Below are 25,372 nucleotides of genomic sequence, written 5' to 3'. Positions count from 1 at the left end.
ATGTTCGGCTGGCGGTCGGCGAGTGGGCGGGGGGCGCGACGTACTGTCCGAGCGGCATCCGGCGTGGGAGTTTCGGGCGGGTGGGACGCTGGAGAGGTGAAGTCACTGACCGGGTGGTTGCTCGGGTTGCAGGGGGTTGCTGTCTACGGCGTCGTCGGGTTGCTGGTGTTCGCCGAGGACGCGCTGTTCGTCGGGTTCGTGTTACCGGGGGAGACGGCTGCGGTGCTGGGTGGGGTCGCGGCCGCGGTGGGGCATGCGGTGGTCGGGCTTGTGCTGGTGGTCGTGATCGGCGCGGCGATCCTCGGCGACACGGTCGGGTACGAGCTCGGGCGGTACGCCGGTCCACGATTGTTGGCATTACCCATGGTCCAGCGGCGAGCCGGGCGGCTCGAGTCGGCGCGGCGGCAGCTGGCCGAGCGGGGCGGTACGGCGGTGTTCCTCGGACGGTTCGTCGCGTTCTTCCGCGCCACGATGCCGGCGCTCGCGGGGATGTCCGGGATGCGGTACCGGAAGTTCCTCGCGTTCAACGCAGCCGGCGGGATCGTATGGGGGAGCGCGGTGGTGCTGCTCGGCTACCTCGCCGGCAACTCCTACGACCGCGTCGAACACACCTTCGGCCGCGCCACCGCGCTCGTCGTGGCGGGCGTCGCGGTCGTCGCGCTGGTGGTCTGGCGGGTACGACGCTCGCATCGCGCGGGCGGATCGGATCGATCGGGCCGATCGGGTTGCGGACAGGTGCCGGGGGTGTGAACAGGCTGTGGTGGGTGGGGACCTGATATTTCCTGTGCGCTGCCCCCGGATGGGGTTCGCCCACCCGAGTGCTGGCAGCTGGTTGGCGCGGGCGGGGCAGGAGTAAGCCGGGCAGGAGGCCGCGTGGCGGTCAAAGCCGGGTGCGTGGGAGCGGGGCGGTGGTGGAGCTCGCAGGTCGGGCCTCGAAGGTCGGCGGCCGGCTGGGGGTGGGTGGGCAGGTGTGTCAGCTCGACAGATAGTGCACCTCGAAACGGTGTACGCGGGGGCGGATTTACGCGTAGGTGCACTACCCCGACGGCGTACACCTCCTGTTGAGATTGCACGCTGTCGCCTGATGCACGCGTTAGCATCCGGCGATGGGCCCGGTGCCGCAGTACCACTTCGGGGTGTACGCGAGGATCCTTGACCTGCGGATTCCCGACGCTCAGCGCATCCTGCTGGTTCGCAAGACCCGGGGGCCGTACACCGGCCTGCTGGACCTCCCAGGTGGGCAACCCGAGCCGGGGGAGACCTGGGCGCAGACCCTGGAGCGGGAACTGTACGAGGAGCTCGGCGTACAACCGACCGCGTCCCCCCAGCTCACCGCGTCCCCCCAGCTCACCGCGTCCACCGGATTCGCCGGGTTCACCGCGTCCACCGGATTCACCGCGTCCACCGGATTCGCCGAGTTCAGCGTCCATGTCGAGCGCTCGTCCGCGGGCGAGCTGATCGACTTTCACCATCGGGGCGTGTTCGCCGACGTGCCGCCCCCGGCCGACCCGCCAAACTCTCACCGCTCGCCGGACACAGCGGGCGCCGAGTGGTTCGACCTGCGCACCGGCGACAGCAAACGGTTGAGTGCCGCAGTACGCGCGGTCCTCGGAGTGCGCTAGTGGTGGGGGCGGAGGGCTCGGTTGGCGGCGGGTTCGGCGATTTGGGCGCGGAACTCGTTGGCGGGGTAGACGCCGAGGATGCGGACCTCGACCGAGAAGAAGGCGAGTTCTTCCAGCGCCAGCGCGACGTTCGGCTCCTCGGGGTGGCCTTCGATGTCGGCGTAGAACTGGGTGGCGAAGAACATGCCGCCGAGCTGGTACGACTCCAGTTTGGTCATGTTGACGCCGTTGGTGGCGAACCCGCCGAGGGCCTTGTACAGCGCCGCCGACACGTTCCGGACGCGGTACACGAACGAGGTGATGACCGGACCGGACCCGACCGGGGGTACGTCGGGTTCGCGGGACAGGACCAGGAAGCGGGTCGTGTTGTGGTGCTCGTCCTCCACGTCGGAAGCCAGCGTCTCGAGCCCGTACAGTTCTGCCGCCGCCCGCGGGGACAGGGACGCCACGGTCGGGTCGCCGAGTTCCGACACCTCGCGCGCCGCGCCGGCGGTGTCGTCGGCGACCACCGTGGACCAGCCGTGCTCGCGGATGATCTTGCGGCACTGCCCGAGCGCGTGCACGTGGCTGCGGACGGTACTGATCTGGTCGATCGAGGTACCGGGGACGCCGAGCAGCTGAAAGTGGATCGGGAGGAAGTACTCGCCGACGATGTGCAGCCCGGACTCGGGCAGCAGGTGGTGGATGTCCGCGACGCGGCCGGCGATCGAGTTGTCGACCGGGATCATCGCGAGCGCGGCTCGCCCGCTGCTGACCGCCTCCAGCGCGTCCTCGAACGTCGTGCAGGGCAGCTGCTCGCGGTCGGGGAACATGTCGGTGCACGCCATCGCCGAATTGGCGCCTGGCTCACCCTGATAAGCGATCGGTCCGTCCACGATCTACCAGACTAGACCCGGAGCATCTCAGAACCCGGATCAGGTGTCCGTCTTACGGACTTTCTTGGGTACCCCGGTGACCGCGCGGCCCTCGAGGGCCTTGGCTTTGGTGGCGTACATGTCGACGTACTCCTGGCCGGACAGCTCCATGATCTTGTACATGATCTCGTCGGTGACGGCCCGCAGGATCAGCCGGTCGCCCTCCATGCCCTCGTACCGGGAGAAGTCCAGCGGCTCGCCGAACTTGACCGTCGGCGGGGAGAACGACGCGACCACCTTGCCGGGCGGGGCGACCTTGTCGGTGCCGATCACGCCGCACGGGATCACCGGCACCTTCGCCTCCAGCGCGAGCCGCGCGACGCCGGTCCGGCCCTTGTACAGCCGGCCGTCGTGCGAGCGGGTGCCCTCGGGGTAGATGCCGAACAGTTCGCCGCGCTCGAGCACCTTCATCCCGGCCCGCATCGCGCCTTCGGACGCCGACCCGCCGGACCGGTCGATCGGCACCTGGCCGGTGCCCTTGAAGAACCCGCGCTGGAACCGGCCCTTGATCCCGGCCCCGGTGAAGTAGTCGGACTTCGCCACGAACGTGACCCGGCGCCGCAGCACCAACGGCATGAAGATCCAGTCCGAGTACGACAGGTGGTTGCTGGCGATGATCGCGGGCCCGGTCTCCGGCACGTTCTCGGCGCCGATCACGATCGGCCGGAAGATCCGCTTCACCGGCGGCCCGACCAGCACGTGTTTCAGCAGCCAGTAGATGCCCTTGCCGTCGCCGTCCCCGGCATCCACGACCGGGGGGTCCGGCTCCCGCCGCGGCGACTGTGCCGGTTCCGTCATCGGTGTCCCTTCTTCAGCGGTTCGCGGGGTACGCAGGGTACGCCGGTCGACGCTGCCTCACACTGTCCCCGAGCCATCATGATGCCCCACGAACGCCTGGTTGGCCCGTACGTCGCCACGCGGGAACGCCTGACATCGCCGCGCGAAGGTTCGTAAGCTGCTGACGGCACCGTCCGCCCAGGTGGGGGAGACACCATGCGCACCAAGCCGCACACCGCTGTCCTGACCGCAGTCCTGGCGCTGCTCAGCGCCGTCCTGGTGAGCCTGCCGGCGCGGGCAGCCGCCCCGGACGCGACCGTCGTACCGATCCAGGTGACCGGCCCGGCGTCCTCGCGGTTCAACCTCGTGGTGATGGGCGACGGCTACACCACGGCGGAGCTGCCGAAGTTCCGCGAGCAGCTCGACAAGCACCTGAACATCCTGTGGAGCATCGAGCCGTTCAAGTCGTACCGGAACTACGTCAACGTCTACGCCGTCGAGATCGCGTCGCCCGAGTCCGGCGTCGACTGCGATCCCGGCCTGACCGACCCCAAGCGGGACACCCCGCTGCAGATGGGCTTCTGGGGCGGCTGCAACCCGAACAGCGTGCAGCGGCTGCTGACCGTCAGCCAGGCGGCCGCGACGCAGTACGCCGACCTGGTGCCCGGCACTACCAGTGCGAACCGGCAGATCCTTGCTATCGGCAACAGTGACACGTACGGCGGTGCGGGCGGCGCGTACGCGACCGCGTCGGGCGGAAACGCGCTGTCGGCCCTGATCACGCCGCACGAGCTCGGCCATTCGCTCGGCGGACTGCAGGACGAGTACGACTACTACGCCCGCGGTGAGCGCGGAGCGCCGTACGTCGGGCCGGAGCCGTCCTCGAGCCACCACACCTTGCTGACCGAGGCGCAGATGCTCGCGCAGCAGCAGAAGTGGTACCGCTGGCTGGGCGAACCGTCGGAGTCCGGCGGAACGATCGGGCGGTACGAGGGCGGGATGTACGCCGGATCGGGCGTCTGGCGACCGAGTGCGCACTCGATGATGAAGGCCCTCGGGTACTACTTCGACCAGCCGTCGCGGGAGCGGATGACCCAGCGCATCTCGGCCAAGGCGAACCTGTTCCAGGACAGCACGCCGGCGGGCGTGGTCGCCGCTGACCAGGTGGTCTGGTTGCAGACGCTGCACCCGGTCGACCACGAGCTCGACGTCACCTGGACCCTCGACGGTACGACGCTGCCGACCGCGAATGCCCGCAGCGTCGATCTCGCCACCCTCGACCTCGCACCGGGCACCCACACGCTGACGGCGACGATCGTCGACCCGACCGAGTTCATCCGCGACCCCGCCGTCCGGCCGACCGCCTCGCGCACGTGGACGGTAGACACCACCGTGAGTGGCGGGCAGACGGTCGATCCGGCGTTCACCGGGTCGACGCCGACGGATCACCCGGTCAGCGCCGACGAGGTCGTGTACGCCGAGACCGCGCAGTCGGCCGGGGCGATCACCTGGAAGCTCGACGGGCAGCCGGTGGCGAACCCGGGGAACGACCGCGACCTCGACCTGGCTCCGCTCGAGCTCACAGGGCGGCACGTGCTGACCGCGCAGGCCGGTGACCAGACGCTGACCTGGGAGGTCGACGGCGTCGACCCCGACGTCGCGCCGACGCTGTCGAAGCCGCTGCTCACGGTGCAGAAGCCGACAGGGCCTGAGTACGTGTACAACGACGCGTTCACGATGGGGCTGGTGGCGCAGGACGACACCACGGGGTACGTCGTCCCGGAGTTCCGCGTCGACGGCGACGGTTGGTACAACTACTACGGCTGGCCGACCGATGCGTCCGCGCCGTACCGCTTCACCGTGGAAGGTACGGAGATCGACCAGCTCGTCTACGGCAAGCTCGGCGTACCGCGGGTGGTGCCGTGGGACGACGTACCGCCCGGATACGGCCGGCACCGGATCGAGTACCGCGCCATCGATGCCACCGGCAACATCGGCGGCGCCCGCTCGTTCGCGGTCACGCTGCTGAAGCCCGCGCCGGTGTGTACGACGACGCTCACCGGGACCCACGACGGGCCGCTGTCCGTGCGCGACGGCGTGACCTGTTTGACCGGTGCGACCGTCAACGGTCCGGTCCTCGTCGGCGCCGGCGCGTCGTTGGTTGCCACGGACGCTCGCGTCAACGGGCCGGTGCGGGCCGAGCGGGCGGCTGATCTGCAGCTCCTGCGTTCGACAGTCGCCGGACCGGTCAGCGCCGACGGTGTCACCCGCAGCGTGGTCGCAGTCGGCAGTACCGTCCGCGGACCGCTGTCGGTGACGAACAGCCGGACGACCGACTCCGCCACGCTGGCCGGCAACACGGTCGACGGGCCGCTCAGCTGCTCGGGGAACGCGCCTGCGCCGGCCAACCTCGAGGCACCCAACCAGGTGTCCGGGCCGCGTTCGGGGCAGTGCGCGCGGCTCTGAGCCGGGCGGACATGGAGTTGAGCCCCGCCGACATGTTCCGCGGCGGGGCCTGACGCATAGCTTTTCCGGTGCGGGGAGTTCCCGCCGTACTGCGTCGTACCGGAGGAGATCGATGAACGGACTGCGGGTGGCCGCCCTGATGCTGGCAACGATGACGACGGGCCTGGTCGCGGGCGTGTATGCGATCTACGCCAACGCCTTCATGCCGGGGCTCGCGACGACCGACGACCGCACGTTCGTCGGGGCGTTCCAGGCGGTCGACCGGGCGATTCTGAACCCGCTGTTCCTCGGGCTCGGGTTTCTCGGCGCGCTGGTCTTCACGCTGCTCGCGGGCGTGCTGAGCGTGGGGGAGAAGGCGCTGCCGTGGATCGCGGTCGCGTTCGTGCTGTACCTGGTGACGATGATCCTGACCATTCGGGTGAACGTCCCGCTGAACGACGCGCTCAAGGCGGCCGGTGACCCGGGGTCGATCGACGTGGCGGCCGCTCGGGCCGCGTTCGACGAGGCCAAGTGGCGGACGTACAACCTGGTCCGGACGCTGCTCACGCTGGTCTCGTTCGGGCTCCTCGGCTGGGCGCTGTACCTGACCGGGCGGTCCGCCGTACAGCCCTGAGCCGTCCGGGTGGGGACGCGGGGGGACGGTCAGCGGGAGGGGCCGGACCTGCGAGAATGCGGGTGTGCCACCAGTTCAAGCTCCGCCGTCGCAGCAGCTCCCCGCCGTCCAGAAGTTGCGGGTGCGGTTCGCCAAGCGCGGGCGGCTGCGATTCACCTCACACCGCGACTTCCAGCGGGCGTTCGAGCGCGCCGTCCGCCGGGCCGCGCTGCCGGTGGCCTTCTCGCACGGATTCAGCCCGCACCCGAAGATCTCGTACGCCGGTGCCGCGCCGACCGGAGCCGCCTCGGAGGCGGAGTACTTGGAGATCTCGCTCACACAGGAGCGGGACCCTGAAACCGTCCGCGCCGCGCTCGACGAGGCGCTGCCGCCCGGACTCGACGTCCTCGAGGTGGTCGTCGCCGGACCGGGGTCGCTGGCGGACCGGCTGGAGGCCAGCGAGTGGCGGATCACGCTGCCGGGCGTGGCTGCGGACGCCGCCGCGGCGGCGGTCGAGCAGTTCCTCGGCCGGGACGAGATTCTGGTCGAGCGCATGACCAAACGGGGGCTTCGATCGTTCGATTGTCGGGCTGCCGTTCTCCGACTCACCGTCGCGAGTGAACCGGGGCCGGTTGCGGCATGTGCGATACTGCAAGTGGTGTTACGGCACGGAACCCCGGCCGTGAGACCCGACGACGTTCTCGCCGGCGTGCGCGAGGTGGCGACGCTCCCGGTGACGGGCCCGGCTCAACTGACCAGGCTCGCCCAGGGCCCGCTCACCGCGGACACCGGCACGGTGGACGACCCGCTCGCTCGTGACCGCGACGCCAACCAGGCGACCGCGACCGGCCAGGCAGGTCCCCACCAGACGCACACAGCGGAGGGCGACGCCGCCGCTCCCTCTGTGCCCTGAGCGCGGGCGGAGCGGATCCAGCAGGCTTCCGCCGTACCGCGACCCGTGCAGTATCCGAGGGTCAGGTGGGGCGAACCGTGACCGCCTTGTGGCCGCGTCCGGACCCGTGACAGGGGTCGCAGGATGCGCCGGAAGGCTTGAGGAGACCGCACTACATGCTCGACAACGAGCCGACCACCGACGCAGCCGACAGCGCTGCATCCGCCCAGCCCGCCGCCTCGCGGCGGAGCACCAAAAAGACCGCGGCCGCGAAGAAGGCCACCACGCCGCGCAAGCGCGCGACCAAGAAGGCAGCTGCTCAGCCGGCGGCACTCGACGACGTGACGGCCGTCCCGACCCAGTCGGACGACGAGGCCGCCGATCCGGCGCCGGCCGCGGCTGCGGCGAAGAAGACTGCCGCGAAGAAGGCGGCCGCGAAGAAGACGACGGCGAAGAAGGCGGCCGCGAAGGCCCCGGCCAAGAGGGCCACCGCCAAGCGCACCACGAAGAAGGCCGCCGCCGAGCCGCTCCCGGACGCCGACGAGGCGCCCGCGGCCGAGCTGTTCCCGAGCGTTGCCGAGGGCACGCCCACCGCCGACGCCGGCCCGGTCGTCGAGACCGCGCCGCCCGCGAAGAAGACCACCCGCAAGCGCACCGCGAAGAAGGCAGCCGCTGCGCTGCCCACCGCCGGCAGCGCCCTCACCGACAGCGCCCTCACCGACGGCCCCGTCGCCGACGCTACCTCGACCGCCGACGCGGCCGGTGACGGCGCGGGTGCCTCGGACGGTGCGCCGACGCGTAAGCGCACTTCACGCCGCCGTACGTCGAAGTCCGCGGCCGCCCAGGCCGCCGCCGACGAGAGCAGCGCGCCCACCGAGGCCGGCTCGACTGACGGCTCGACGACTGCCGCCGGCTCCAACGCCACCTCGACCACCGGTCTGGACGCCTCCGCTGATGGCGACGGCTCGGCCGACTCGGGTGCCGCGGACAAGGCGCCGAGCACCCGCCGTACGCGCCGCAAGGCCGCGGCTCCGGCGCCGGTGCTGTTCCAGGCGCCGGTCGAGACGCCCGCGCCGGGGGAGACCCCAGCCGACGTCACAGCCGACACCCCAGCCGACGTCACAGCCGACGTCACGCCGGGTGAGGACGAGCAGCCGACGACCACGCGTCGTCGCCGCAGCCGCCGCAACCGGGACGCCGACGCCCAGACCACCGAAACGCAGGCCACCTCGAAGCAGACCTCGAAGCAGGCCACCTCGAAGCAGACCAGCCCGAAGCTGGCCGCTGAGGCGCCTGAGGAGGTCGCGGCGGACCGCGCCGAGCCTGTGCTCGAGGCGGCCGAGGCCGTCGCCGACGCCGCGGAAGCCGTCCGGTCCGACCAGCAGCCCGACGCCACCGCCGAGAGCGAGGCCGAGGGCCAGGTCGAGCAGGGCGATGCGCAGGGTGAGGACGGCGAGGAAGGCGGCGAGGGCAGCCGCCGGCGTCGGCGCCGCCGTGGTGGACGCCGCCGCCGCAAGTCCGGCGACGCCGCCGACGACAGCAGCGACGACTCCGACGAGCCGACCGCCAAGGCCGACGCGAAGTCCGGCCAGACTGACAAGTCCGACAAGGCAGACGCGGACCGCGACGACGACCAGGACGCGGACGCGCAGGCCGAGGACGCCGACCAGGACGGCGCGGACAGCGACGAGGAGTCCGGCGGCAGTTCGTCGCGGCGCCGTCGCCGTCGTCGTCGCCGTAAGGGCGAGGACAGTGCCGCGTCCCCGGACGACCCCGACGAGACCGTCGTACGGGTCCGGGAGCCGCGCAGCAAGAACACCGCGAACGAGATCACCGCGGTCGAGGGCTCGACCCGCCTGGAGGCGAAGAAGCAGCGCCGCCGCGAGGGGCGCGCCGCCGGCCGCCGCCGCGCGCCGATCGTTACCGAGGCCGAGTTCCTGGCCCGGCGCGAGTCGGTCGAGCGGACGATGGTGATCCGCGCCCGCGAGGACCTGACCCAGATCGCGGTCTCCGAGGACAACGTCCTGGTCGAGCACTACGTGACCACCGCCGAGCAGAACTCGCTGATCGGCAACGTGTACCTCGGCCGCGTGCAGAACGTGCTGCCCAGCATGGAGGCGGCGTTCATCGACATCGGCAAGGGCCGCAACGCGGTCCTGTACGCCGGTGAGGTCGACTGGGCGACGCTGGGTGGCGCCAACGGCCCGCGGAAGATCGAGCAGGTGCTGAAGTCCGGCCAGTCGGTGCTCGTCCAGGTGACGAAGGACCCGATCGGTCACAAGGGTGCCCGCCTGACCAACCAGATCAGCCTGCCCGGACGGTACGTCGTGTACGTACCGCGCGGCGGCAACGGCGGCATCAGCCGCAAGCTGCCCGACACCGAGCGGAACCGGCTGAAGGGCATCCTCAAGGACATCGTCCCCGACGAGGCCGGCGTGATCGTCCGGACCGCGGCCGAAGGCGCGTCGGAGGAGGAGCTGACCGCCGACGTCAGCCGCCTGCAGGCCGCCTGGGAAGAGATCGAGAAGAAGTCGAAGAACGGCCAGGCCCCGCAGCTGCTGTACGGCGAGCCGGACCTGCTGATCCGCGTCGTCCGCGACCTGTTCACCGAGGATTTCGCGAAGCTGGTCATCTCCGGCGACCGGGCGTACGACCAGGTCCGGGAGTACGTCGAGGGCGTCGCGCCGCACCTGGCCGACCGGGTCGAGAAGTGGAGCGGTGACGGCGACGTCTTCGCGAACTTCCGGATCGACGAGCAGATCAAGAAGGCGCTGGACCGCAAGGTCTGGCTGCCGTCCGGCGGTTCGCTGATCATCGACCGGACCGAGGCGATGACGGTCGTCGACGTGAACACCGGCAAGTTCACCGGCTCCGGCGGCAACCTCGAGGAGACCGTCACCAAGAACAACCTGGAGGCGGCCGAGGAGATCGTCCGCCAGCTCCGGCTCCGCGACGTCGGCGGCATCATCGTCATCGACTTCATCGACATGGTGCTCGAGTCGAACCGGGACCTGGTACTGCGGCGGCTCGTCGAGTGCCTGGGCCGTGACCGGACCAAGCACCAGGTCGCCGAGGTGACGTCGCTCGGTCTGGTCCAGATGACGCGGAAGCGGATCGGGACCGGTCTGCTCGAGGCGTTCAGCGAGAACTGCGACCACTGCGGTGGCCGTGGATTGATCCTGCACGACGAGCCGAAGGAGTCCCGCCGGCGCGACAGCCGCAACGGTGGCGGCAGCAGCGGCGGTAACGGTGGTGGTGGCAACGGTCAGGACAAGGGCCACGACCACAGCAAGCCGGAGAAGTCCGACGAGGGCGGCCGGAAGAGCGCGCGCCGCCGGCGCGGCAAGGGCCGCTCCGAGGACGAGCAGTCCGAGGCCCCGCAGAATGCCGACGCCCCGCAGAATGCCGACGCCGCGCAGAAGCTCGCCCAGATCGCCGCTGCCACGGTGAAGAAGGAGGCCGCCGCGGCCCAGGCGGACGCGAACGGTGCGCCTGACGCGAGCGGTGCGGCTGGGAACGGTGCGGCTGGGAACGGTGCGGCTGGCAGCGGTACGCCGGAGCCCACCGGGTACCCGGTCTCCGCCGACGCGGCTGAGCACGTGAGCCCGGAAGCCACCGGGTTCCCGGCGCCGACCGCGGACGACTCGACCACCACGGTCACCTCGGACGCCCCCGTCGTACCGGCTGAGGCCGAAGCTGGGGCTGAAGCTGGGGCCGAAGCTGGGGCTGAGACCGGGGCTGAGGCGACCGAGGCCGAGGCGGCTGTGGCGGCGCAGAACGGCGCGCCGAAGTCGACCCGGCGGCGGCGCAGCAGCCGTACCCGAAGCAGCAAGACCGCGACGGAGGGTGACGCGACGGCCCCGGCCGATCTCGTCACGACCGGCGGCTGACCCGATTTCAACTTTGCAGGCCGAACCCTGTAAAGTTGAGCGGGTGCGCTCGGCGCACCCCAACTCGTGTCGGTGTGCAAGTGTGTGAGGATCACGTCCTCGCGACGACCTCACACCATCACATCCGTAAGTTTTCCGATCCAGCAGAGAGTGAGATCCACGGTGTACGCGATCGTGCGCAGTGGCGGCACCCAGCAGAAGGTCGCCGTCGGCGATGTCATCGAGATCGACAGTCTGACCGACAAGGTGGGCGACACCGTGTCGCTGCCGGCGGTCCTCGTCGTCGATGGCGACACCGTGACGGCCGACGCCGCGACACTGGCCAACGTGGCCGTGTCGGCTGAGGTTCTCGGCCGCACCAAGGGCCCGAAGATCAACATCCTCCGGTACAAGAACAAGACCGGTTACCGTAAGCGCCAGGGGCACCGTCAGCACTACACCCAGGTCAAGGTCACCGCGATCGACGCGAAGAAGAAGTGAGCTGATCAACAGATGGCACACAAAAAGGGAGCGGCCTCGACCCGCAACGGTCGTGACTCCAACGCGCAGCGCCTCGGCGTGAAGCGGTACGGCGGTCAGCTGGTCAACGCCGGCGAGATCATCGTCCGGCAGCGTGGCACGCACTTCCACCCGGGCAACCTGGTCGGCCGCGGCGGCGACGACACGCTGTTCGCGCTCGCCGAGGGCACCGTGGAGTTCGGCACCCGGCGCGGTCGCCGCGTCGTCAACATCGTCCCGGCTCCGGCGGAGTAACACCGCCACCCGGTTCACGAAGCTCTGTCGAAGGGCGGGTCGCGGAATTCCGCGACCCGCCCTTTGCGTTGTTTCCACCGTCCGTACCTGCAGGACTGCAGAACCCCCGAGAACGAGCTCGAAACGGCCCGCCAAGGCGACTTGTGCATACCTGGCGGTCCACCCCCACAGGAAGTAGAGACACCGATGGCAATCCCCAGTTTCGTCGACCGCGTCACGGTGCACGTCACCGCGGGCCGCGGCGGGAACGGTTGCGCCTCGGTGCACCGGGAGAAGTTCAAGCCGCTCGGCGGGCCCGACGGCGGCAACGGCGGTGACGGCGGCAGCGTGATCCTGCGCGTCGACCCGGACGTCACCACGCTCGTCGACTACCACCGCTCCAGCCACCGCACCGCGACGAACGGTGCCCAGGGCAAGGGTGACAACCAGGCCGGCGCCAACGGCTCGGACGTGGTCCTCGGCGTGCCGGACGGCACCGTGGTGAGCACCGTCGACGGCGAGGTGCTCGCCGACCTGGTCGGACCGAGCGCGGAGTTCGTCGCGGCTCAGGGCGGCAAGGGCGGTCTCGGCAACGCGGCGCTGGCGAGCAGTTCGCGCAAGGCGCCCGGGTTCGCACTGCTCGGTGAGGACGGCGAGGAGCGCACGCTCGTCCTGGAGCTGAAGGTCGTCGCCGACGTCGGCCTGGTCGGTTTCCCGAGCGCGGGCAAGTCGTCGCTGATCGCCGCGATCAGCCGCGCCCGGCCGAAGATCGCCGACTACCCGTTCACCACCCTGATCCCGAACCTCGGTGTCGTGGTGGCCGGAGACACCACGTTCACCGTCGCCGACGTACCCGGTCTGATCGAGGGTGCGAGCGAGGGGCGCGGGCTCGGCCACGACTTCCTCCGGCACGTCGAGCGGTGTGCCGCTCTGGTACATGTCATCGACTGCGCGACGTACGAGCCGGGCCGTGACCCGTTGAGCGACCTGGACACGATCGAGGCCGAGCTGCGCGCCCACGGCGGCCTCGAGGACCGGCCGCGACTCGTCGCGCTGAACAAGATCGACGTACCGGACGCCCGGGAGATCGCGGAGATGGTGCAGGCCGAGCTCGAGGAGCGTGGCTACCGGGTCTTCCCGATCTCGACCGCCTCGCACGAGGGTCTCGAGGCGCTGAACTTCGCGATGGCCGAGATCGTCGTCCGGCGGCGCGCGGAGCAGGAGAAGCCCGACACCACGCGGATCGTGATCCGGCCGCAGGCGCAGGGCGGGCCGGAGTTCAAGGTGAAGAAGCTGCCGGGTGACGAGGGCTGGCTGGTGCAGGGCCAGAAGCCCGAGCGCTGGGTGAAGCAGACCGACTTCGCGAACGCGGAGGCCACCGGCTACCTCGCCGACCGGCTGAACCGGCTCGGCGTCGAGGAAGAACTGCTCAAGCTGGGCGCACGCCCCGGCGACGCCGTGATGATCGGTGACGGGCCGAACGCGATCGTGTTCGACTTCGCCCCCGACGTCCAGGCCGGCGCGGAGATCCTCGCCCGGCGCGGCGAGGACCACCGGCTCGAGGAGGTCCGGCCCGCGGCACAGCGGCGGCGGACCAAGGACTCCGAGTACCACGCCTTCCGCGAGGGGGAGCGGGGCGAGGACTGGTCGGAGTACGGCGCGAACTGGGACGTCGACGAGGTGGACCAGTCGCCGGCCGACGCGAAACGAGCGGCAGCGGCCGCGGCGAAGCAGGCGCGCAAGGAAGCGCGCGAGCTGGCCGCGGCGGAGGATCTCGACCAGAACGGTTGATTTCATGAAACAGCGCGCGGAGGCCACACAAGCCACGCGAATCGTCGTGAAGGTCGGCTCGTCGTCGCTGACCCACCGCGGCAAGATCGACCTGGAACGACTGCGGCTGCTCGTCGACGCCATCGCGGCGCGACGCGTGGACGGTACCGAGGTCGTCCTGGTGTCGTCCGGCGCGATCGCGGCCGGGCTGGCCCCGATGGGCCTGCGGACCCGGCCGCGTGACCTGGCGACCCAGCAGGCCGCCGCGTCGGTCGGCCAGGGTCTGCTGATGGCCCGGTACAGCGACGCGTTCGCCGCGCACGGTCTACGGGTCGGGCAGGTCTTGCTGACCGTGGACGACGTGACCCGGCGATCGCATTACCGCAACGCGTACCGGACGTTCGCGCGGCTGCTGGAGCTCGGCGTCGTCCCGATCGTGAACGAGAACGACACCGTCGCCACCACCGAGATCCGCTTCGGCGACAACGACCGGCTCGCGGCGCTGACCAGCCATCTGGTGCACGCGGACCTGCTGCTGTTGCTGTCCGACGTCGACGGTCTGTACGACGGCGATCCGCGCAAACCCGGTACGTCGATGGTCACGGAGATCCGTGGTGCCGCCGACCTGGAGCCACTCGCGATCGGGAAGAACGGCTCCTCCGGCGTCGGGACCGGCGGCATGCAGACGAAGGTCGAGGCGGCCGGAATCGCTACCGAGGCAGGGATCCCGGTGATCCTCACCTCCGCCGGGCAGGTGGGTGAGGCGCTGCGGGGGCAGCCGGTCGGGACGCTGTTCCATCCGACCGGGCGGCGGCGGAAGACACGTTTGCTCTGGCTTGCGCACGCTACCTCGGGCCAAGGCGTGCTGCATCTGGACGAGGGTGCTGTCCGCGCTGTGACGCAGCGCCGTGCGTCGTTGTTGCCGGCTGGGATCTCTGCTGTCGACGGCACCTTCTCGGCGGGTGATCCGGTCGATCTGATGTCTCCGTCGGGTGTCGTGATCGCGCGCGGGCTGGTCAACTACGACGCGTCCGAGCTGCCCGGTCTGTTGGGGCGTTCGACGCGGGACCTGGCGCGCGAGCTCGGAGCGGCGTACGAACGGGAAGTCGTCCACCGCGACGATCTCGTGCTGCTCTGACTCGCCGGTTGCTGTCGGCTTGCTCGGTGCTGTCGCGGCCCAGAGGTCCTGATCTGTCAGGACCGTTGGCCCTGCCGCTCGGTACGTCGTCGTGCCCAGGCTGGAGGTCCACGTGCGACGTTCCGAGACGCAGGAGGCCGACAGAGATGGGAAAGCCGGGCAAGCAGGCGGACGTCCTTGAGGTGGTCCGCGAAATCGTCGACGGAGCCAGGGCCGGGACAGTGTTCGGCGCTCCGGTCAGCCACAAACGGCTCACGGTGCTGCCGGTCGCGCGATTCACCGGCGGTGGCGGTGGTGGGCGAGGCGACGACAACGGTCGCGGCGCCGAGGGATCGGGCGGGGGGCTCGGCCTGTCTGCGCGACCGGTGGGCGTCTACGTGATCGACGACGAAAAAGTCACCTGGTCGCCCGCGGTGGACGTCACCAAGGTCATCCTCGGCGGTCAGCTCGTGGGGATCGTCGCACTCCTGACATTCCGCACCTTCCTCAAGATGCTCCGCGACCGCCGCGCGCGTCGGAAGTCCGTGGAGGAAGAACCTACGATGGCGGCGTGAAGCTCCCACGTCCCATCGTCGCACGCCCGGCTGCCAACCGTGCCAATGTGCCGGCCGCCAAGCGGAAGCGGACCTCCACCACTCACTAACCTCCGCCGAACCGGCCACTTCACGCTCAGCTGCGCTCGGTCGCAGCCTCCCAGGCAACGTTGGTGAGTGCTGCACGTCCGCCCACTCCGCCGACTCCGGCCGCGGCATCGCCCGACCCTCACCACCGCCGGCGCCCGGCGATCGCCTGAGGCCGGCGGATGTTGTCCCGTTGTCGCGCCCCGGCAGCCAACCGTGCCAATGTGCCGGCCGCCAAGCGGAAGCGGACCCCTACCACTCACTAACCTCCGCCGAACCGGCCACTTCACGCTCAGCTGCGCTCGATTGCGGGCTGTTCGGTGGGGTTTGTGAGTGGTGGAGGTCCGCGCGCGCCGGTGGTTGAGATCGGTGGGGGTCGGGGTGCGCGGAACCCAATACGATGAAGGTGTGAGTGAGATCATCGAGCTGGCACGGCGGGCGCGCGTGGCGTCGTACGCGTTGGCGGAAGCGTCCCGGGCGACCAAGGACGCGGCGTTGCACGCGATGGCGGCGGCGCTGCGGGAGAACACCGACACGATCGTCACGGCCAACGCGAAGGACGTGGAGGCGGCGCGCGAGGCCGGTACGCCGGAGTCCACGGTCGACCGCCTCGCGCTGAACCCAGCGCGCGTCGACGCGATGGCCGCGGGGCTCGAGCAGCTCGCGGGGCTCACCGACCCGGTCGGTGAGGTGGTCCGCGGGTACACGCTGCCCAATGGTCTCGAGCTCCGGCAGGTGCGGGTGCCGTTCGGGGTCGTCGGCATCATCTACGAGGCCCGTCCGAACGTGACCGCCGACGCCGCGGGCATCTGCCTGAAGTCCGGCAATGCCGTACTGCTGCGCGGTTCGTCCTCCGCGGCCACGTCCAACCAGGCGATCATCGCCGTACTGCGGAACGCTGCCGAGTCGGCCGGGCTACCGGCAGACGTCGTGCAGGGCGTACCGACGGATCGGGCCGCGGTGAAGGAGCTCATGCAGGCGCGTGGACTGGTCGACGTACTGATTCCGCGCGGTGGCGCCGGGTTGATCCAGACGGTGGTGAGCGAGTCGTCCGTGCCGGTGATCGAGACCGGCGTGGGCAACTGCCATGTGTACATCGACGAGGACGCGGATCTCGATCTCGGGCTCACGATCCTGCTCAATGCGAAGACGCAGCGCCCGAGCGTGTGCAACGCCGCTGAGTCGCTGCTGGTACACGCGTCCGTCGCCGACGAGTTCCTGGCCCGTGCGCTGCCGGCGCTTGCCGAAGCCGACGTGACTGTGCACGGCGATGCGAAGGTGGTTGCTGCCGGCAAGGATCTGTCGGCAGTGGTCGAGGCGACCGAGGACGACTTCGGCACCGAGTACAACTCGCTCGATCTGTCGGCGGCTGTCGTCGACTCGCTCGAAGACGCGGTGCAGCACATCCGCCAGTACGGTTCGGGGCACACCGAAGCGATCATCACCCGCTCGCAGGCCGCCGCGCGCCGTTTCACCACAGCGGTCGACTCGGCGGCCGTCGTGGTCAACGCCAGCACCCGCTTCACCGACGGCGGCGAATTCGGCTTCGGCGCCGAGATCGGTATCTCCACCCAAAAACTCCACGCCCGCGGGCCGATGGGCCTCCCCGAAATGACCTCGACCAAGTACATCGTCATCGGCGAAGGCCAAACCCGCCACTGAACAGCTCTCCACCCGCACACCGGGCCGGTTCGCGCTGCACGGCGGAGAGGGTGGCTGGTTCGGGCTGCGCGGTGAAAAGGGTCGCTGGTTCGGGCCGCGCGGTGGAGAGAGTCGCTGGTTCGGGCTGCGCGGTGAAAAGGGTCGCTGGTTCGGGCCGCGCGGCGGAAGGGTTGCTGGTTCGCGCTGCGCGGGCGGAAGCGTCGCCAGTTCCGGGGTGCGCGGCGGAAGGCCGCCTATTCCGGTAGCGGGGCCGGGCGGCTTTCCCAGCGGGTGGAGAGGACCACTGTGGTGCGGGTCCTGACGACGCCGTTCACGCGCCGTAGTGAACCGACGACCGCCTCGAGTTGAGTCACGTCGGCGACGCGCACCTTGACCACGAGCTCCTGGTCGCCGGCGACGAACCAGCAGTCCTCGACCGCGGGGATCTCGCGGACCTGGTCCACGATGTCGTCGGTCTCGACGTCGTCGCGCTGGAACAGTCCGATCAGTGCGCTCGTCCCGAGGCCGACCTGGTCCGGTGCGACCACCGCGCGGTATCCGAGCAGTACGCCGCGCTCCTCGAGGCGCCGTACCCGCTCCTGCACGCTCGGGCCGGACAATCCGACCTCGCGGCCGAGCTCGGCCCAGCTGGAGCGGCCGTTCTGCCGGAGCGCCTCGATCAGCTGCCGATCGATCGCGTCCATGACGCCTCCTGTTCACCAGAGATTCTAAGGTCGGAGATGCCGTTGACCTTTAATTCGTTTGTGAGAGCGTAGCGCTTGCCGTACAATTTCAGGTATCGGGGATGTCCGCCCCGATCCCGTCTTACCAACCCAGTGAAGGAACCATGATCACCCCTGATGTTGCCCGCGCCCGTATCGAGGAGCGGCACCGCGCCGCCGCGCAGGCCCGCCGCGCGCACGCCGTGCCGTCCACCTGGCGCCGGCTGCTGACCCGGACCAACCGCCCGCGCTGACCCGGACCGGCAACCCGCGCAGACTCTGATCGACCGCGCGCGTTGGCCTGTCTTTCGCGACCGGTGCCCCTCGGTGTACGTCCGGGGCCACCGGTCGCCGTCGTTTTCACGGTCACGAGATAGGCTCTGCTTCATGCTCACGAACTTGGTGCCGCTGATCGCAACCGCCGACGAGGCCGCGGTCGAGGCTTCGCACATCTCGAAGTGGTGGTACGGCGGATTCGCGCTGTTCGTTCTCGTCCTGCTGCTGCTCGTGACGGTCATCATGGGCAAGGGCCGGCCGCACAGCTGACCGGCTCGGAGGGTGTAGCGGCCATGGATCGGATTCGACGCATCGGCGTGATGGGTGGCACGTTCGACCCGATCCATCACGGCCACCTGGTCGCGGCCAGCGAGGTCCAGTCGTACTTCGATCTCGACGAGGTGATCTTCGTCCCGACCGGCCAGCCGTGGCAGAAGTCGGACCGCAAGGTCTCACCGGCCGAGGACCGGTACCTGATGACCGTGATCGCGACCGCGTCGAACCCGCGGTTCTCGGTCAGTCGCGTGGACATCGACCGGCCCGGTCCGACGTACACGATCGACACCCTGCGCGACCTGTCCAAGCTGTACCCGGACGCCGAGCTGTTCTTCATCACCGGCGCCGACGCGCTCGCCCAGATCCTCACCTGGCGGGACGTCGACGAGATGTTCAAGCTGGCGCAGTTCGTCGGCTGTACGCGGCCCGGTACCGAAGGACTCGAACTGCCGCTGGACCAGCTGCCGATGGACCGGATCACCCTGCTCGAGGTGCCGGCGCTGGCGATTTCGTCGACCGAGTGCCGCGCCCGCGTCGCCAAGGGCAACCCGACCTGGTACCTGGTGCCGGACGGCATCGTGCAGTACATCGCCAAGCGTGAGCTCTACACCAACCGTTAGGAACCACATGCCAGCCAGCGAACGCGCCATCGAACTGGTCATCGCGGCCGCCGAGGCGGCCCACGACAAGAAGGCCGAGAACGTCCTCGCCTTCGACGTGTCCGAACAGCTCGCCATCACCGATGCGTTCCTGGTCGCGTCCGCCTCCAACGACCGCCAGGTCCGCGCGATCGTGGACGCGATCGAGGAGAAGCTCCGCGAGGACTTCGACGCCAAACCCGTGCGTCGCGAAGGCGCCCGCGAGGGCCGCTGGGTGCTGCTCGACTACCTCGAGATCGTCATCCACGTCCAGCACGACGAGGAGCGCGCCTTCTACGCCCTCGAGCGGCTCTGGCGCGACTGCCCCGCCATTCCGCTGCCGTCGCCGATCCCGACCGCTGAATGACCGCGGGCCGACTGATCGTCTGGCGCCACGGCCGGACGGAATGGAACCTGCAGGACAAGATCCAGGGTCAGGCCGACATCCCGCTCGACGAGGTCGGCCAGGCTCAGGCGCGCGCCGCCGCCGCGCGGCTCGCTTCGCTGGCGCCGACGCGTCTGTTCGCCAGCGACCTGCAGCGGGCGGCGTCCACAGCTGGTGAGCTCTCTGCGCTGACCGGTCTCAAGATCGAGTACGACGAGGCGCTCCGCGAGATCGACGTCGACGACTGGGCCGGTCTCACCATGGCCGAACTCGCCGCCATGAACCCCGAAGCCGCCGCCCGCATCCGCAACGGCGAACCCCAGCGCCGCGGCACCAACGGCGAAACTGTCGAAGAAGTCGCCGACCGCTTCGCCGGCGCCCTGGCGCGGATCTCGGCGGAGGGCTCGGACGAGGACACGATTGTGATCGCGACGCACGGCCTGGCGGCGCGGGTCGGGATCTGCCTGTTCCTCGGGATCCCGCAGGCAAACTGGCCCGCGTTCGGCGGCCTGTCCAACTGCAACTGGGTCTCGCTGCTCCCCGGCCGCCACGGCTGGCGCATCGAAGAATGGAACGCCGGCTCCCTTCCTGAACCGGTCATGAGCGACGACCCCCAACGCTGACCGTACGCCGGAACTCGCCGGCGGCAGGTCGATTGGCCGCCGACGCTCTGCTCCGTGCGGTCCCGGCGTACGTGCTGTCGGTGGTACTGATGACGCCAGATCCACGGGCAGCTCCTGCGGGAGCCGGCGTCGGCGGCGTTCGCTGGGAAACAAATGTGCACCCGGTGACGAAAAAGTTCCCAGCGAGCCGGCCGCGCTGCGTCGCGGCCGCTCCCATCGAACGGCGCGATGAGTGGCGGATCATGGGAACTGGCGGAGTACGTCGGGGCAGCGCGCGGAGGCTGTCGTCGGCCGGAAACGGGCTGTTGCCTACCTCACCAGCCCCACGAGGGAACCGATTTTTCTTTGCCGCCCCTCATCCGCTAAGCTTTCCGAGTCGCAAGACACCGCGGGGCTTTGGCGCAGTTGGTAGCGCGCTTCCATGGCATGGAAGAGGTCAGGGGTTCGAATCCCCTAAGCTCCACCCCAGGTCAGAGGCCGGTTTCCCACTCGGGAGACCGGCCTCTTGCATGACCTGAGTACTAACGGTTTCGGGGCAGGATCTCGTCCATCGGTTCGGCTCCTCGGGCAGCACCGGCCGCAACTCGTGGCGGTATACCGTTACGGTCACTTGGGTGGTCTTGTGCCCGACCACCTACGAGATCTGCTCGATCTGCACGCCGCTGGCGCTGAGCAACGACACGTTGCTGTGCCGCAGCTCGCGAGGCGTTGAGTCCGCCGCGTTCAGAGACCTTCTGCCCGGCAGGAGCACCAAAACCAGTTGTTTTCGTGTGAGGTTGGTTCAAGACTGCGGCGGCATGGATGACGATGAGCTCGATGTTCTCTTGAAGAACGAACGTTACCCGCGGTCCGGGCGGTATTCAGGGCGGTGGATGGTCGACGGGGTGATGGGGCCCAACGTCGTCTGGCAAGCGGAGGCACTGAGCGATGTCATCCCGCTGGAGGCGGGCATGCGAGTGCTGGACCTCGGATGCGGGAAAGCATTGAGCTCGATCTTTCTGGCGAAGGAGTTCGGGGTCGAGGTTTGGGCTACCGATCTGTGGGTGAAGCCGGATGAGAACTGGGGACGAATCGTCGAGGCGGGAGTCGAGGGGCGGGTACATCCGGTCTACGCGGAGGCTCATGCGCTGCCGTTCACGGACGGGTTTTTCGACGCGATGATCAGCATCGGGGCGTACCACTACTTTGGGACCGACGACCTCTGCCTGGGGTACTGCTCGCGGTTCGTGAAGTCCGGCGGGTGGATTGGGATCGTCCAGCCCGGGCTGGCCGAGGAGTGTAGTACCTACCCGCCTGCCGGGCTCGAGGAGTACTGGCATTGGGACTTCTGCGCGTGGCACAGTCCGGAGTGGTGGCGTCGGCACTGGGAAAAGACCGGTTTGGCAACCGTTGAACTGGCCGATCGGCTGCCCGAGGGATGGCGAGACTGGCTGCACTGGAACGAGGTCTGCGATCGCGACAGTGAAGCGCCACAGTGGGAAGCGGACATGCTTCGCACGGACGCAGGCCGTTTGCTCGGCTTCACCCGAGTCGTCGCTCGCCGCAACCTCTAGCGGTAGCTGACGGCACCTGTTCTTGTTTGTGGCCCCAGTGGGGGGAGTTGGGCGAGCCGCGTGGGGAATCTGCGGCAGGCCGGCCGGACCTCGTGCAGTTTGTGTACGAGGTGCGCCGTACCCAAGGATTCTTGGTACGACGTCTCTCAGCCGCACGTACAAGCTGTACGGAACCAACTACCCTCGACGTGCCTCAGGTGCTGGGTGGTGGGGGTTGGTGATGAGGATGATCGTGCTGAGGAGGAGGACCCAGGTGGGGAAGACCAACTGGGTCCATTTGTGGTCGCCGGCGGCTGTCAGGAGGATCAGGGCGGCGGCGTAGCCGGTGAAGGCGACCCAGCGCGGGAAGGCGCCGACGCGGAGGCCCAGGGTGCAGACCGAGAGGGTGAAGACGGCGGCCATGCGCATCGCGTAGACCGAGATCAGGGTCCGGGTGAAGTCGCGTCCGAACAGCCAGATCTCGGGGTCGGTCGGCGGTCTGTCCAGGAGGCTGAGGAGAGTCGCGGTGTACACGGCACCGACGAAGATCAGCGCGACGAAGAGCAGGCCGCTGCCCAGGAACACGGTGGAGAACAACCGGTCCTCCACGGCACCGATCTGATCGCGCACCACCCCGATGAACCAGATGAACGCGATCCCCGCGAACGGCACCAGGTGCAGACCGAGCCGGATCTGGTCACGGCGGGCAGCGTTGACCCGGAGCGATTCGGGATCGGCGTCGTCGAGTGCCAGGCGGGTCAGGATCATCGCGACGAGCAGGAGCAGCGCGAAGACGATTCCGGCGACGGCCGCGGATCGGCGCGTTCGCCAGACCGGTGCGGTCAGACCTGGCGTCGGCACGGCGGTCAGCGGTACGGGGGCAGGTGATCGCCCACGCGACCCCGCCGTACCGCACGTCGGTTGCACGGACTCATGCCCGCCCCCTTGATTGAAGTACCGACCCCCTTCACATCGAACGACTCCCGGCAAGCGGGTGTCAACGACTGAGGCGGTCGGCTTCGGTGAGGAGTTGGCGCGCGAACGGCTGGAAGTCGATGGTGTGGGCGTAGAGGCCGCTGACGACGCGGTGGATGGTTCCCCATTCCCAGATGGCGGTCGCGTCCACGCCGGTGCGCGACGCCAAGCGCTCGGTACGGACGTGGAGGTCGTCGCCGAGGGCGGGGTTGCAGCGGACGATGGTGCCGAGGTCGCAGGCCGGTTCGGCGCGGAGGCCGGTGGGGTCGATGAGTTTGTACGTACCGTCGATCGCCTGCAGTGCGTTCATTTCGTGGATGTCGCCGTGGACCAGTATGGCGGAGCGATCGTCGTGGGCGCGGCGACGTCGGTCCATGCACGCCAGCGCATCCTCGACAGTGGCCGCCGAACACGGCCGGCCGGCCTGTTCCCAGAGGCCTTCCAGTCGATCGGCGTACTGCGCGGCCAGCGTCGCGCCGGTGGGAAGGTCCACGTCCGGATCGACGGGACGCCACAGCCGTACGGCGACATCGCACAACAACTCGTGGCGGGTAGCAGGGTCCGCCACCACGTCGTACATCGGAGCTCCAAGGCGCTCCAGCAGCAGCGCGCGCCGGTCCAGATCCTCGCCCAGCAAGCACGCGCATCCTTCGCCCTGAGCCAACCGCAAAGCCGTCGCTTCCGGCGTGAGATCCCGACCTGGTACGCCGACCTTCAGGACCGCCGGAGTGCCGTCGGCGAGTGTCACGTCGAGGGCCAGTGCCGCATGACCGCCCTCGAAACTGGACCCGACGACGAGCGACCACTGATCAGCCAGCACATCGACGACGCCCGGCAACTCGTCCAGCCACGACTCGTTGCCATCCGCAACGACCGTCCGGCGGACCTGGTCGGGAATGTCGAGGCTCACCCGGCCACCCTAGTCAGCCCATGAGCAAAGGGCCCCTCGAATTACGACCGTCCGGCAGGCTCAGGGGCGGGGGAGGACGGCCAAGGCGGTGTCAGCGATGTCGGTCAGCGTTTGTTCGGTTGCTCCCGCCTTGCCGAGCGCTTCGATGCCGCGGAGGACGGCGAGCACGAGGGCGGCGAGCTTCGCGGGGTCGTGGTCCGGCGCGATGTCGCCGTGGCGCTGGCACGCGGCGATGTCATCCGCCAGCGCCGATTGCAGCGCATCGACGGCGACGCGGGCTCGTTGGGCGACGACCGTGTCGTGTTCGGCGAGTTCGGCGGTGCCTTTGGCGAGCAGGCAGCCGCGGTGGGCGGCGTCCGCGGCGGTCGATGCGGCGACCGCGTGGATGTGCGCGGAAAGTCGCTCGTAGGCGTCCGCGTCGTCGCCGCGGAGGTCTTGGCGGGTGGCATCGACGATCGAGCCGCAGTACTCGTCGAACACGCGGTGGAACAGTTCCTGTTTGCCACCGAAGGCGCCGTACAGGCTGCCCTTCCCTAGCCCGGTCGCCGCGGCGATGTCGTCCATCCGCGTCGCGGCGTACCCGTTGGACCAGAACCGCTCCCGGGCGGCCTCCAGGACCTGCTGCTCGTCGAACTTCCGGGGTCGTGCCATGGGAACGACCATACCCATTCTTGACTCGATCGTCCAGAACGGTTTAGCGTTATGGACGAATCAGTCAAGAATTGAGGAGCAGACACGTGGACACCGAAGTACTCGCAGGCAAAGTGGCGGTCGTGACCGGCGCGAACAGCGGGATCGGGCTGGCCATCGCCAAGCGGTTCGCCGCGGAAGGGGCGCGGGTGTTCCTGGCCGGGCGCCGGCAGGAGCCGCTCGACGCGGCAGTCGCCGAGATCGGTCCGGCCGCCACCGGGGTGCGCGCCGACGTCTCGGTCCAGGCAGATCTCGATGAGCTGTACGACGTGGTGCGGGACGAGGCGGGCCGCGTCGACGTACTGGTCGCGAACGCGGGCGGGGCTGTCCCTGAGCGGCTCGGCGAGCTCACGGAGGAAGCCATCGACGCCACGTTCGGGACGAACGTGAAGGGCACCGTCTTCACCGTGCAGAAGGCGCTGCCGCTGCTGTCCGACGGCGCCTCGATCATCGTGACCGGATCGACCAGCGACCGGCGGCCCGAACAAGGATTGGAGATCTACGGCGCGTCGAAGGCGGCGGTACGCAACCTGGTGCGCAGCTGGGCGCTCAGCGCGCGGGAGCGGAAGTTCCGCGTGAACGTACTGAGCCCGGGGCCGACGGACACCCCCGGCCTGGCAGGTGTGGTGGAGCAGTTGGGCCAGGTTGCGGTGCAGGTCCCGCTCGGGAGGCTCGGCCACCCGGACGAGATCGCTGCTGTGGCGACGTTCCTGGCCTCGGATGCGTCGAGCTTCGTCAACGGAGCCGAGTGGTACGTCGACGGTGGCCAGGCGCAGATCTGAGCGCCTGACCCCAGTCGCCCGCGGCTGCCGGGATCGCGCTGGCGGGTTGTTTCGCGGCTGCCGGGTTGTAGAGCCTGTTGCGGAATGGGGCGTGGCGCTGGTGGTTCTGGTGGGTTGGGGGTTCGAGGATTGGGTGGTGGCGAACTCGTATCGGCCGGTTGATCGTGGTCAGGCGTTTCTGTTGCCGCCGGATATGGCGGATTGGCTGGGGCCGGATCATCTGGCGTGGTTTCTGATTGATGTGGTGGCCGAGATGGACACGGCGGTGTTCCACTCGCGGCAGGCCAGAGCCAAGTTCCGGCAGGGGCGGGCGGGGTTCGATCCGGACATGCTGGTGACGTTGCTGTTGTATGCGTATGCGCACGGGGTGCGGTCGTCGCGGCAGATCGAGCGGCTGTGCACGACCGATGTGGCGTTCCGGGTGATCTGTGCCCAAGACGTCCCGGATCACACGACGGTCGCCCGGTTCCGGTCCGAGCACGAGGCCGCGTTCACTGATCTGTTCACGC

26 protein-coding genes and 1 tRNA gene are annotated in these 25,372 nt (G+C 69.4%); 21 read left to right on the top strand and 6 right to left on the bottom strand.

The window, feature by feature from the left end:
• Positions 1 to 96: 96 nt before the first annotated feature.
• Both AB0B82_RS01260 and AB0B82_RS01255 read left to right on the top strand, forming a co-directional pair.
• On the top strand, positions 97 to 750 hold the full coding sequence (locus AB0B82_RS01260; RefSeq protein ID WP_360161151.1) for a DedA family protein: 654 nt from the start codon (positions 97 to 99) through the stop codon (positions 748 to 750).
• A 356-nt stretch (positions 751 to 1,106) separates the two neighbouring features.
• Positions 1,107 to 1,622 carry an NUDIX domain-containing protein gene (locus AB0B82_RS01255; protein ID WP_360161149.1) on the top strand — a complete coding sequence of 172 codons (516 nt, stop codon included), beginning with the start codon at positions 1,107 to 1,109 and terminating at the stop codon, positions 1,620 to 1,622.
• Here the strand turns inward: AB0B82_RS01255 and AB0B82_RS01250 are convergent.
• Together AB0B82_RS01250 and AB0B82_RS01245 are read right to left on the bottom strand one after the other, a co-directional pair.
• Entirely contained in the window at positions 1,619 to 2,497 is an 879-nt protein-coding gene (locus AB0B82_RS01250) for a prephenate dehydratase (RefSeq protein ID WP_360161147.1), read from the bottom strand. The two genes, AB0B82_RS01255 and AB0B82_RS01250, sit on opposite strands and share 4 nt — an antisense overlap.
• 39 nt (positions 2,498 to 2,536) lie before the next feature.
• Positions 2,537 to 3,334: a lysophospholipid acyltransferase family protein gene (locus AB0B82_RS01245; RefSeq protein WP_360161145.1), complete on the bottom strand. Its 798-nt coding sequence runs from the start codon at positions 3,332 to 3,334 to the stop codon at positions 2,537 to 2,539.
• 195 nt (positions 3,335 to 3,529) lie between these two features.
• Between AB0B82_RS01245 and AB0B82_RS01240 the strand changes: the two genes are divergently transcribed.
• The 10 genes from AB0B82_RS01240 (at position 3,530) to AB0B82_RS01195 (ending at position 17,075) form a co-directional block, all read left to right on the top strand.
• Positions 3,530 to 5,779, top strand: a complete 2,250-nt coding sequence (locus tag AB0B82_RS01240; RefSeq protein WP_360161143.1) for a M64 family metallopeptidase — start codon at positions 3,530 to 3,532, stop codon at positions 5,777 to 5,779.
• A gap of 112 nt (positions 5,780 to 5,891) precedes the next feature.
• Entirely contained in the window at positions 5,892 to 6,392 is a 501-nt protein-coding gene (locus tag AB0B82_RS01235; RefSeq protein WP_360161141.1) for a DUF1772 domain-containing protein, read from the top strand.
• Positions 6,393 to 6,456: 64 nt separating this feature from the next.
• A complete protein-coding gene (locus AB0B82_RS01230) occupies positions 6,457 to 7,284 on the top strand; it encodes a TIGR03936 family radical SAM-associated protein (protein WP_360161139.1) in 828 nt (275 codons plus the stop codon).
• A 155-nt stretch (positions 7,285 to 7,439) separates the two neighbouring features.
• Positions 7,440 to 11,153, top strand: a complete 3,714-nt coding sequence (locus tag AB0B82_RS01225) for an Rne/Rng family ribonuclease (protein ID WP_360161137.1) — start codon at positions 7,440 to 7,442, stop codon at positions 11,151 to 11,153.
• 162 nt (positions 11,154 to 11,315) lie between these two features.
• The gene (gene rplU / locus AB0B82_RS01220) at positions 11,316 to 11,633 is read left to right on the top strand and encodes a 50S ribosomal protein L21 (RefSeq protein ID WP_360161545.1); all 318 of its coding nucleotides are present in this window, start codon (positions 11,316 to 11,318) and stop codon (positions 11,631 to 11,633) included.
• Between the two features lie 12 nt (positions 11,634 to 11,645).
• Complete coding sequence (gene rpmA / locus AB0B82_RS01215) at positions 11,646 to 11,906, top strand: 50S ribosomal protein L27 (RefSeq protein ID WP_132152713.1); 261 nt, start codon at positions 11,646 to 11,648, stop codon at positions 11,904 to 11,906.
• 186 nt (positions 11,907 to 12,092) lie between these two features.
• On the top strand, positions 12,093 to 13,676 hold the full coding sequence (obgE, locus tag AB0B82_RS01210; RefSeq protein ID WP_360161135.1) for a GTPase ObgE: 1,584 nt from the start codon (positions 12,093 to 12,095) through the stop codon (positions 13,674 to 13,676).
• Positions 13,677 to 13,680: 4 nt separating this feature from the next.
• On the top strand, positions 13,681 to 14,793 hold the full coding sequence (proB, locus tag AB0B82_RS01205) for a glutamate 5-kinase (protein WP_360161133.1): 1,113 nt from the start codon (positions 13,681 to 13,683) through the stop codon (positions 14,791 to 14,793).
• 146 nt (positions 14,794 to 14,939) lie between these two features.
• The gene (locus AB0B82_RS01200; RefSeq protein WP_360161131.1) at positions 14,940 to 15,347 is read left to right on the top strand and encodes a spore germination protein GerW family protein; all 408 of its coding nucleotides are present in this window, start codon (positions 14,940 to 14,942) and stop codon (positions 15,345 to 15,347) included.
• A gap of 474 nt (positions 15,348 to 15,821) precedes the next feature.
• The gene (locus AB0B82_RS01195; RefSeq protein ID WP_360161129.1) at positions 15,822 to 17,075 is read left to right on the top strand and encodes a glutamate-5-semialdehyde dehydrogenase; all 1,254 of its coding nucleotides are present in this window, start codon (positions 15,822 to 15,824) and stop codon (positions 17,073 to 17,075) included.
• A 233-nt stretch (positions 17,076 to 17,308) separates the two neighbouring features.
• Here AB0B82_RS01195 and AB0B82_RS01190 read toward each other — a convergent pair whose 3' ends face one another.
• Complete coding sequence (locus AB0B82_RS01190; protein ID WP_360161127.1) at positions 17,309 to 17,758, bottom strand: Lrp/AsnC family transcriptional regulator; 450 nt, start codon at positions 17,756 to 17,758, stop codon at positions 17,309 to 17,311.
• A gap of 143 nt (positions 17,759 to 17,901) precedes the next feature.
• Between AB0B82_RS01190 and AB0B82_RS01185 the strand changes: the two genes are divergently transcribed.
• The 7 genes from AB0B82_RS01185 (at position 17,902) to AB0B82_RS01155 (ending at position 21,527) form a co-directional block, all read left to right on the top strand.
• On the top strand, positions 17,902 to 18,030 hold the full coding sequence (locus AB0B82_RS01185; RefSeq protein ID WP_360161125.1) for a hypothetical protein: 129 nt from the start codon (positions 17,902 to 17,904) through the stop codon (positions 18,028 to 18,030).
• 133 nt (positions 18,031 to 18,163) lie between these two features.
• On the top strand, positions 18,164 to 18,322 hold the full coding sequence (locus AB0B82_RS01180) for a hypothetical protein (protein WP_360161123.1): 159 nt from the start codon (positions 18,164 to 18,166) through the stop codon (positions 18,320 to 18,322).
• Between the two features lie 23 nt (positions 18,323 to 18,345).
• A complete protein-coding gene (gene nadD / locus AB0B82_RS01175) occupies positions 18,346 to 18,948 on the top strand; it encodes a nicotinate-nucleotide adenylyltransferase (RefSeq protein WP_360161121.1) in 603 nt (200 codons plus the stop codon).
• A 7-nt stretch (positions 18,949 to 18,955) separates the two neighbouring features.
• On the top strand, positions 18,956 to 19,333 hold the full coding sequence (rsfS, locus tag AB0B82_RS01170; protein WP_360161119.1) for a ribosome silencing factor: 378 nt from the start codon (positions 18,956 to 18,958) through the stop codon (positions 19,331 to 19,333).
• Positions 19,330 to 19,974 (top strand): histidine phosphatase family protein, encoded by a 645-nt coding sequence (locus tag AB0B82_RS01165; protein WP_360161117.1) that lies wholly within the window; start codon positions 19,330 to 19,332, stop codon positions 19,972 to 19,974. The genes rsfS and AB0B82_RS01165 overlap by 4 nt, the downstream gene beginning before the upstream one ends.
• A 390-nt stretch (positions 19,975 to 20,364) precedes the next feature.
• Positions 20,365 to 20,437: transfer RNA gene (locus AB0B82_RS01160), tRNA-Ala, on the top strand.
• Positions 20,438 to 20,771: 334 nt separating this feature from the next.
• Positions 20,772 to 21,527 (top strand): methyltransferase domain-containing protein, encoded by a 756-nt coding sequence (locus tag AB0B82_RS01155; RefSeq protein ID WP_360161115.1) that lies wholly within the window; start codon positions 20,772 to 20,774, stop codon positions 21,525 to 21,527.
• Between the two features lie 177 nt (positions 21,528 to 21,704).
• Here the strand turns inward: AB0B82_RS01155 and AB0B82_RS01150 are convergent, their stop codons facing one another.
• From AB0B82_RS01150 to AB0B82_RS01140, 3 genes are all read right to left on the bottom strand, one after another.
• On the bottom strand, positions 21,705 to 22,367 hold the full coding sequence (locus AB0B82_RS01150; protein WP_360161113.1) for a hypothetical protein: 663 nt from the start codon (positions 22,365 to 22,367) through the stop codon (positions 21,705 to 21,707).
• A 136-nt stretch (positions 22,368 to 22,503) separates the two neighbouring features.
• Complete coding sequence (locus AB0B82_RS01145; protein ID WP_360161111.1) at positions 22,504 to 23,391, bottom strand: aminoglycoside phosphotransferase family protein; 888 nt, start codon at positions 23,389 to 23,391, stop codon at positions 22,504 to 22,506.
• 60 nt (positions 23,392 to 23,451) lie between these two features.
• The gene (locus AB0B82_RS01140; protein ID WP_360161109.1) at positions 23,452 to 24,042 is read right to left on the bottom strand and encodes a TetR/AcrR family transcriptional regulator; all 591 of its coding nucleotides are present in this window, start codon (positions 24,040 to 24,042) and stop codon (positions 23,452 to 23,454) included.
• Between the two features lie 86 nt (positions 24,043 to 24,128).
• Here AB0B82_RS01140 and AB0B82_RS01135 point away from each other — a divergent pair, with 86 nt between their 5' ends.
• Positions 24,129 to 24,863: an SDR family oxidoreductase gene (locus AB0B82_RS01135; protein WP_360161107.1), complete on the top strand. Its 735-nt coding sequence runs from the start codon at positions 24,129 to 24,131 to the stop codon at positions 24,861 to 24,863.
• Between the two features lie 91 nt (positions 24,864 to 24,954).
• On the top strand, positions 24,955 to 25,372 hold a 418-nt coding region (locus AB0B82_RS01130), incomplete at its 3' end, for a transposase (protein WP_360161105.1).

The organism is Kribbella sp. NPDC048915 (genome assembly GCF_040649595.1).
Taxonomy (GTDB): domain Bacteria; phylum Actinomycetota; class Actinomycetes; order Propionibacteriales; family Kribbellaceae; genus Kribbella.
Note: the sequence above shows the minus strand (reverse complement) of the source record. Positions and strands in the feature narration are given on the sequence as shown.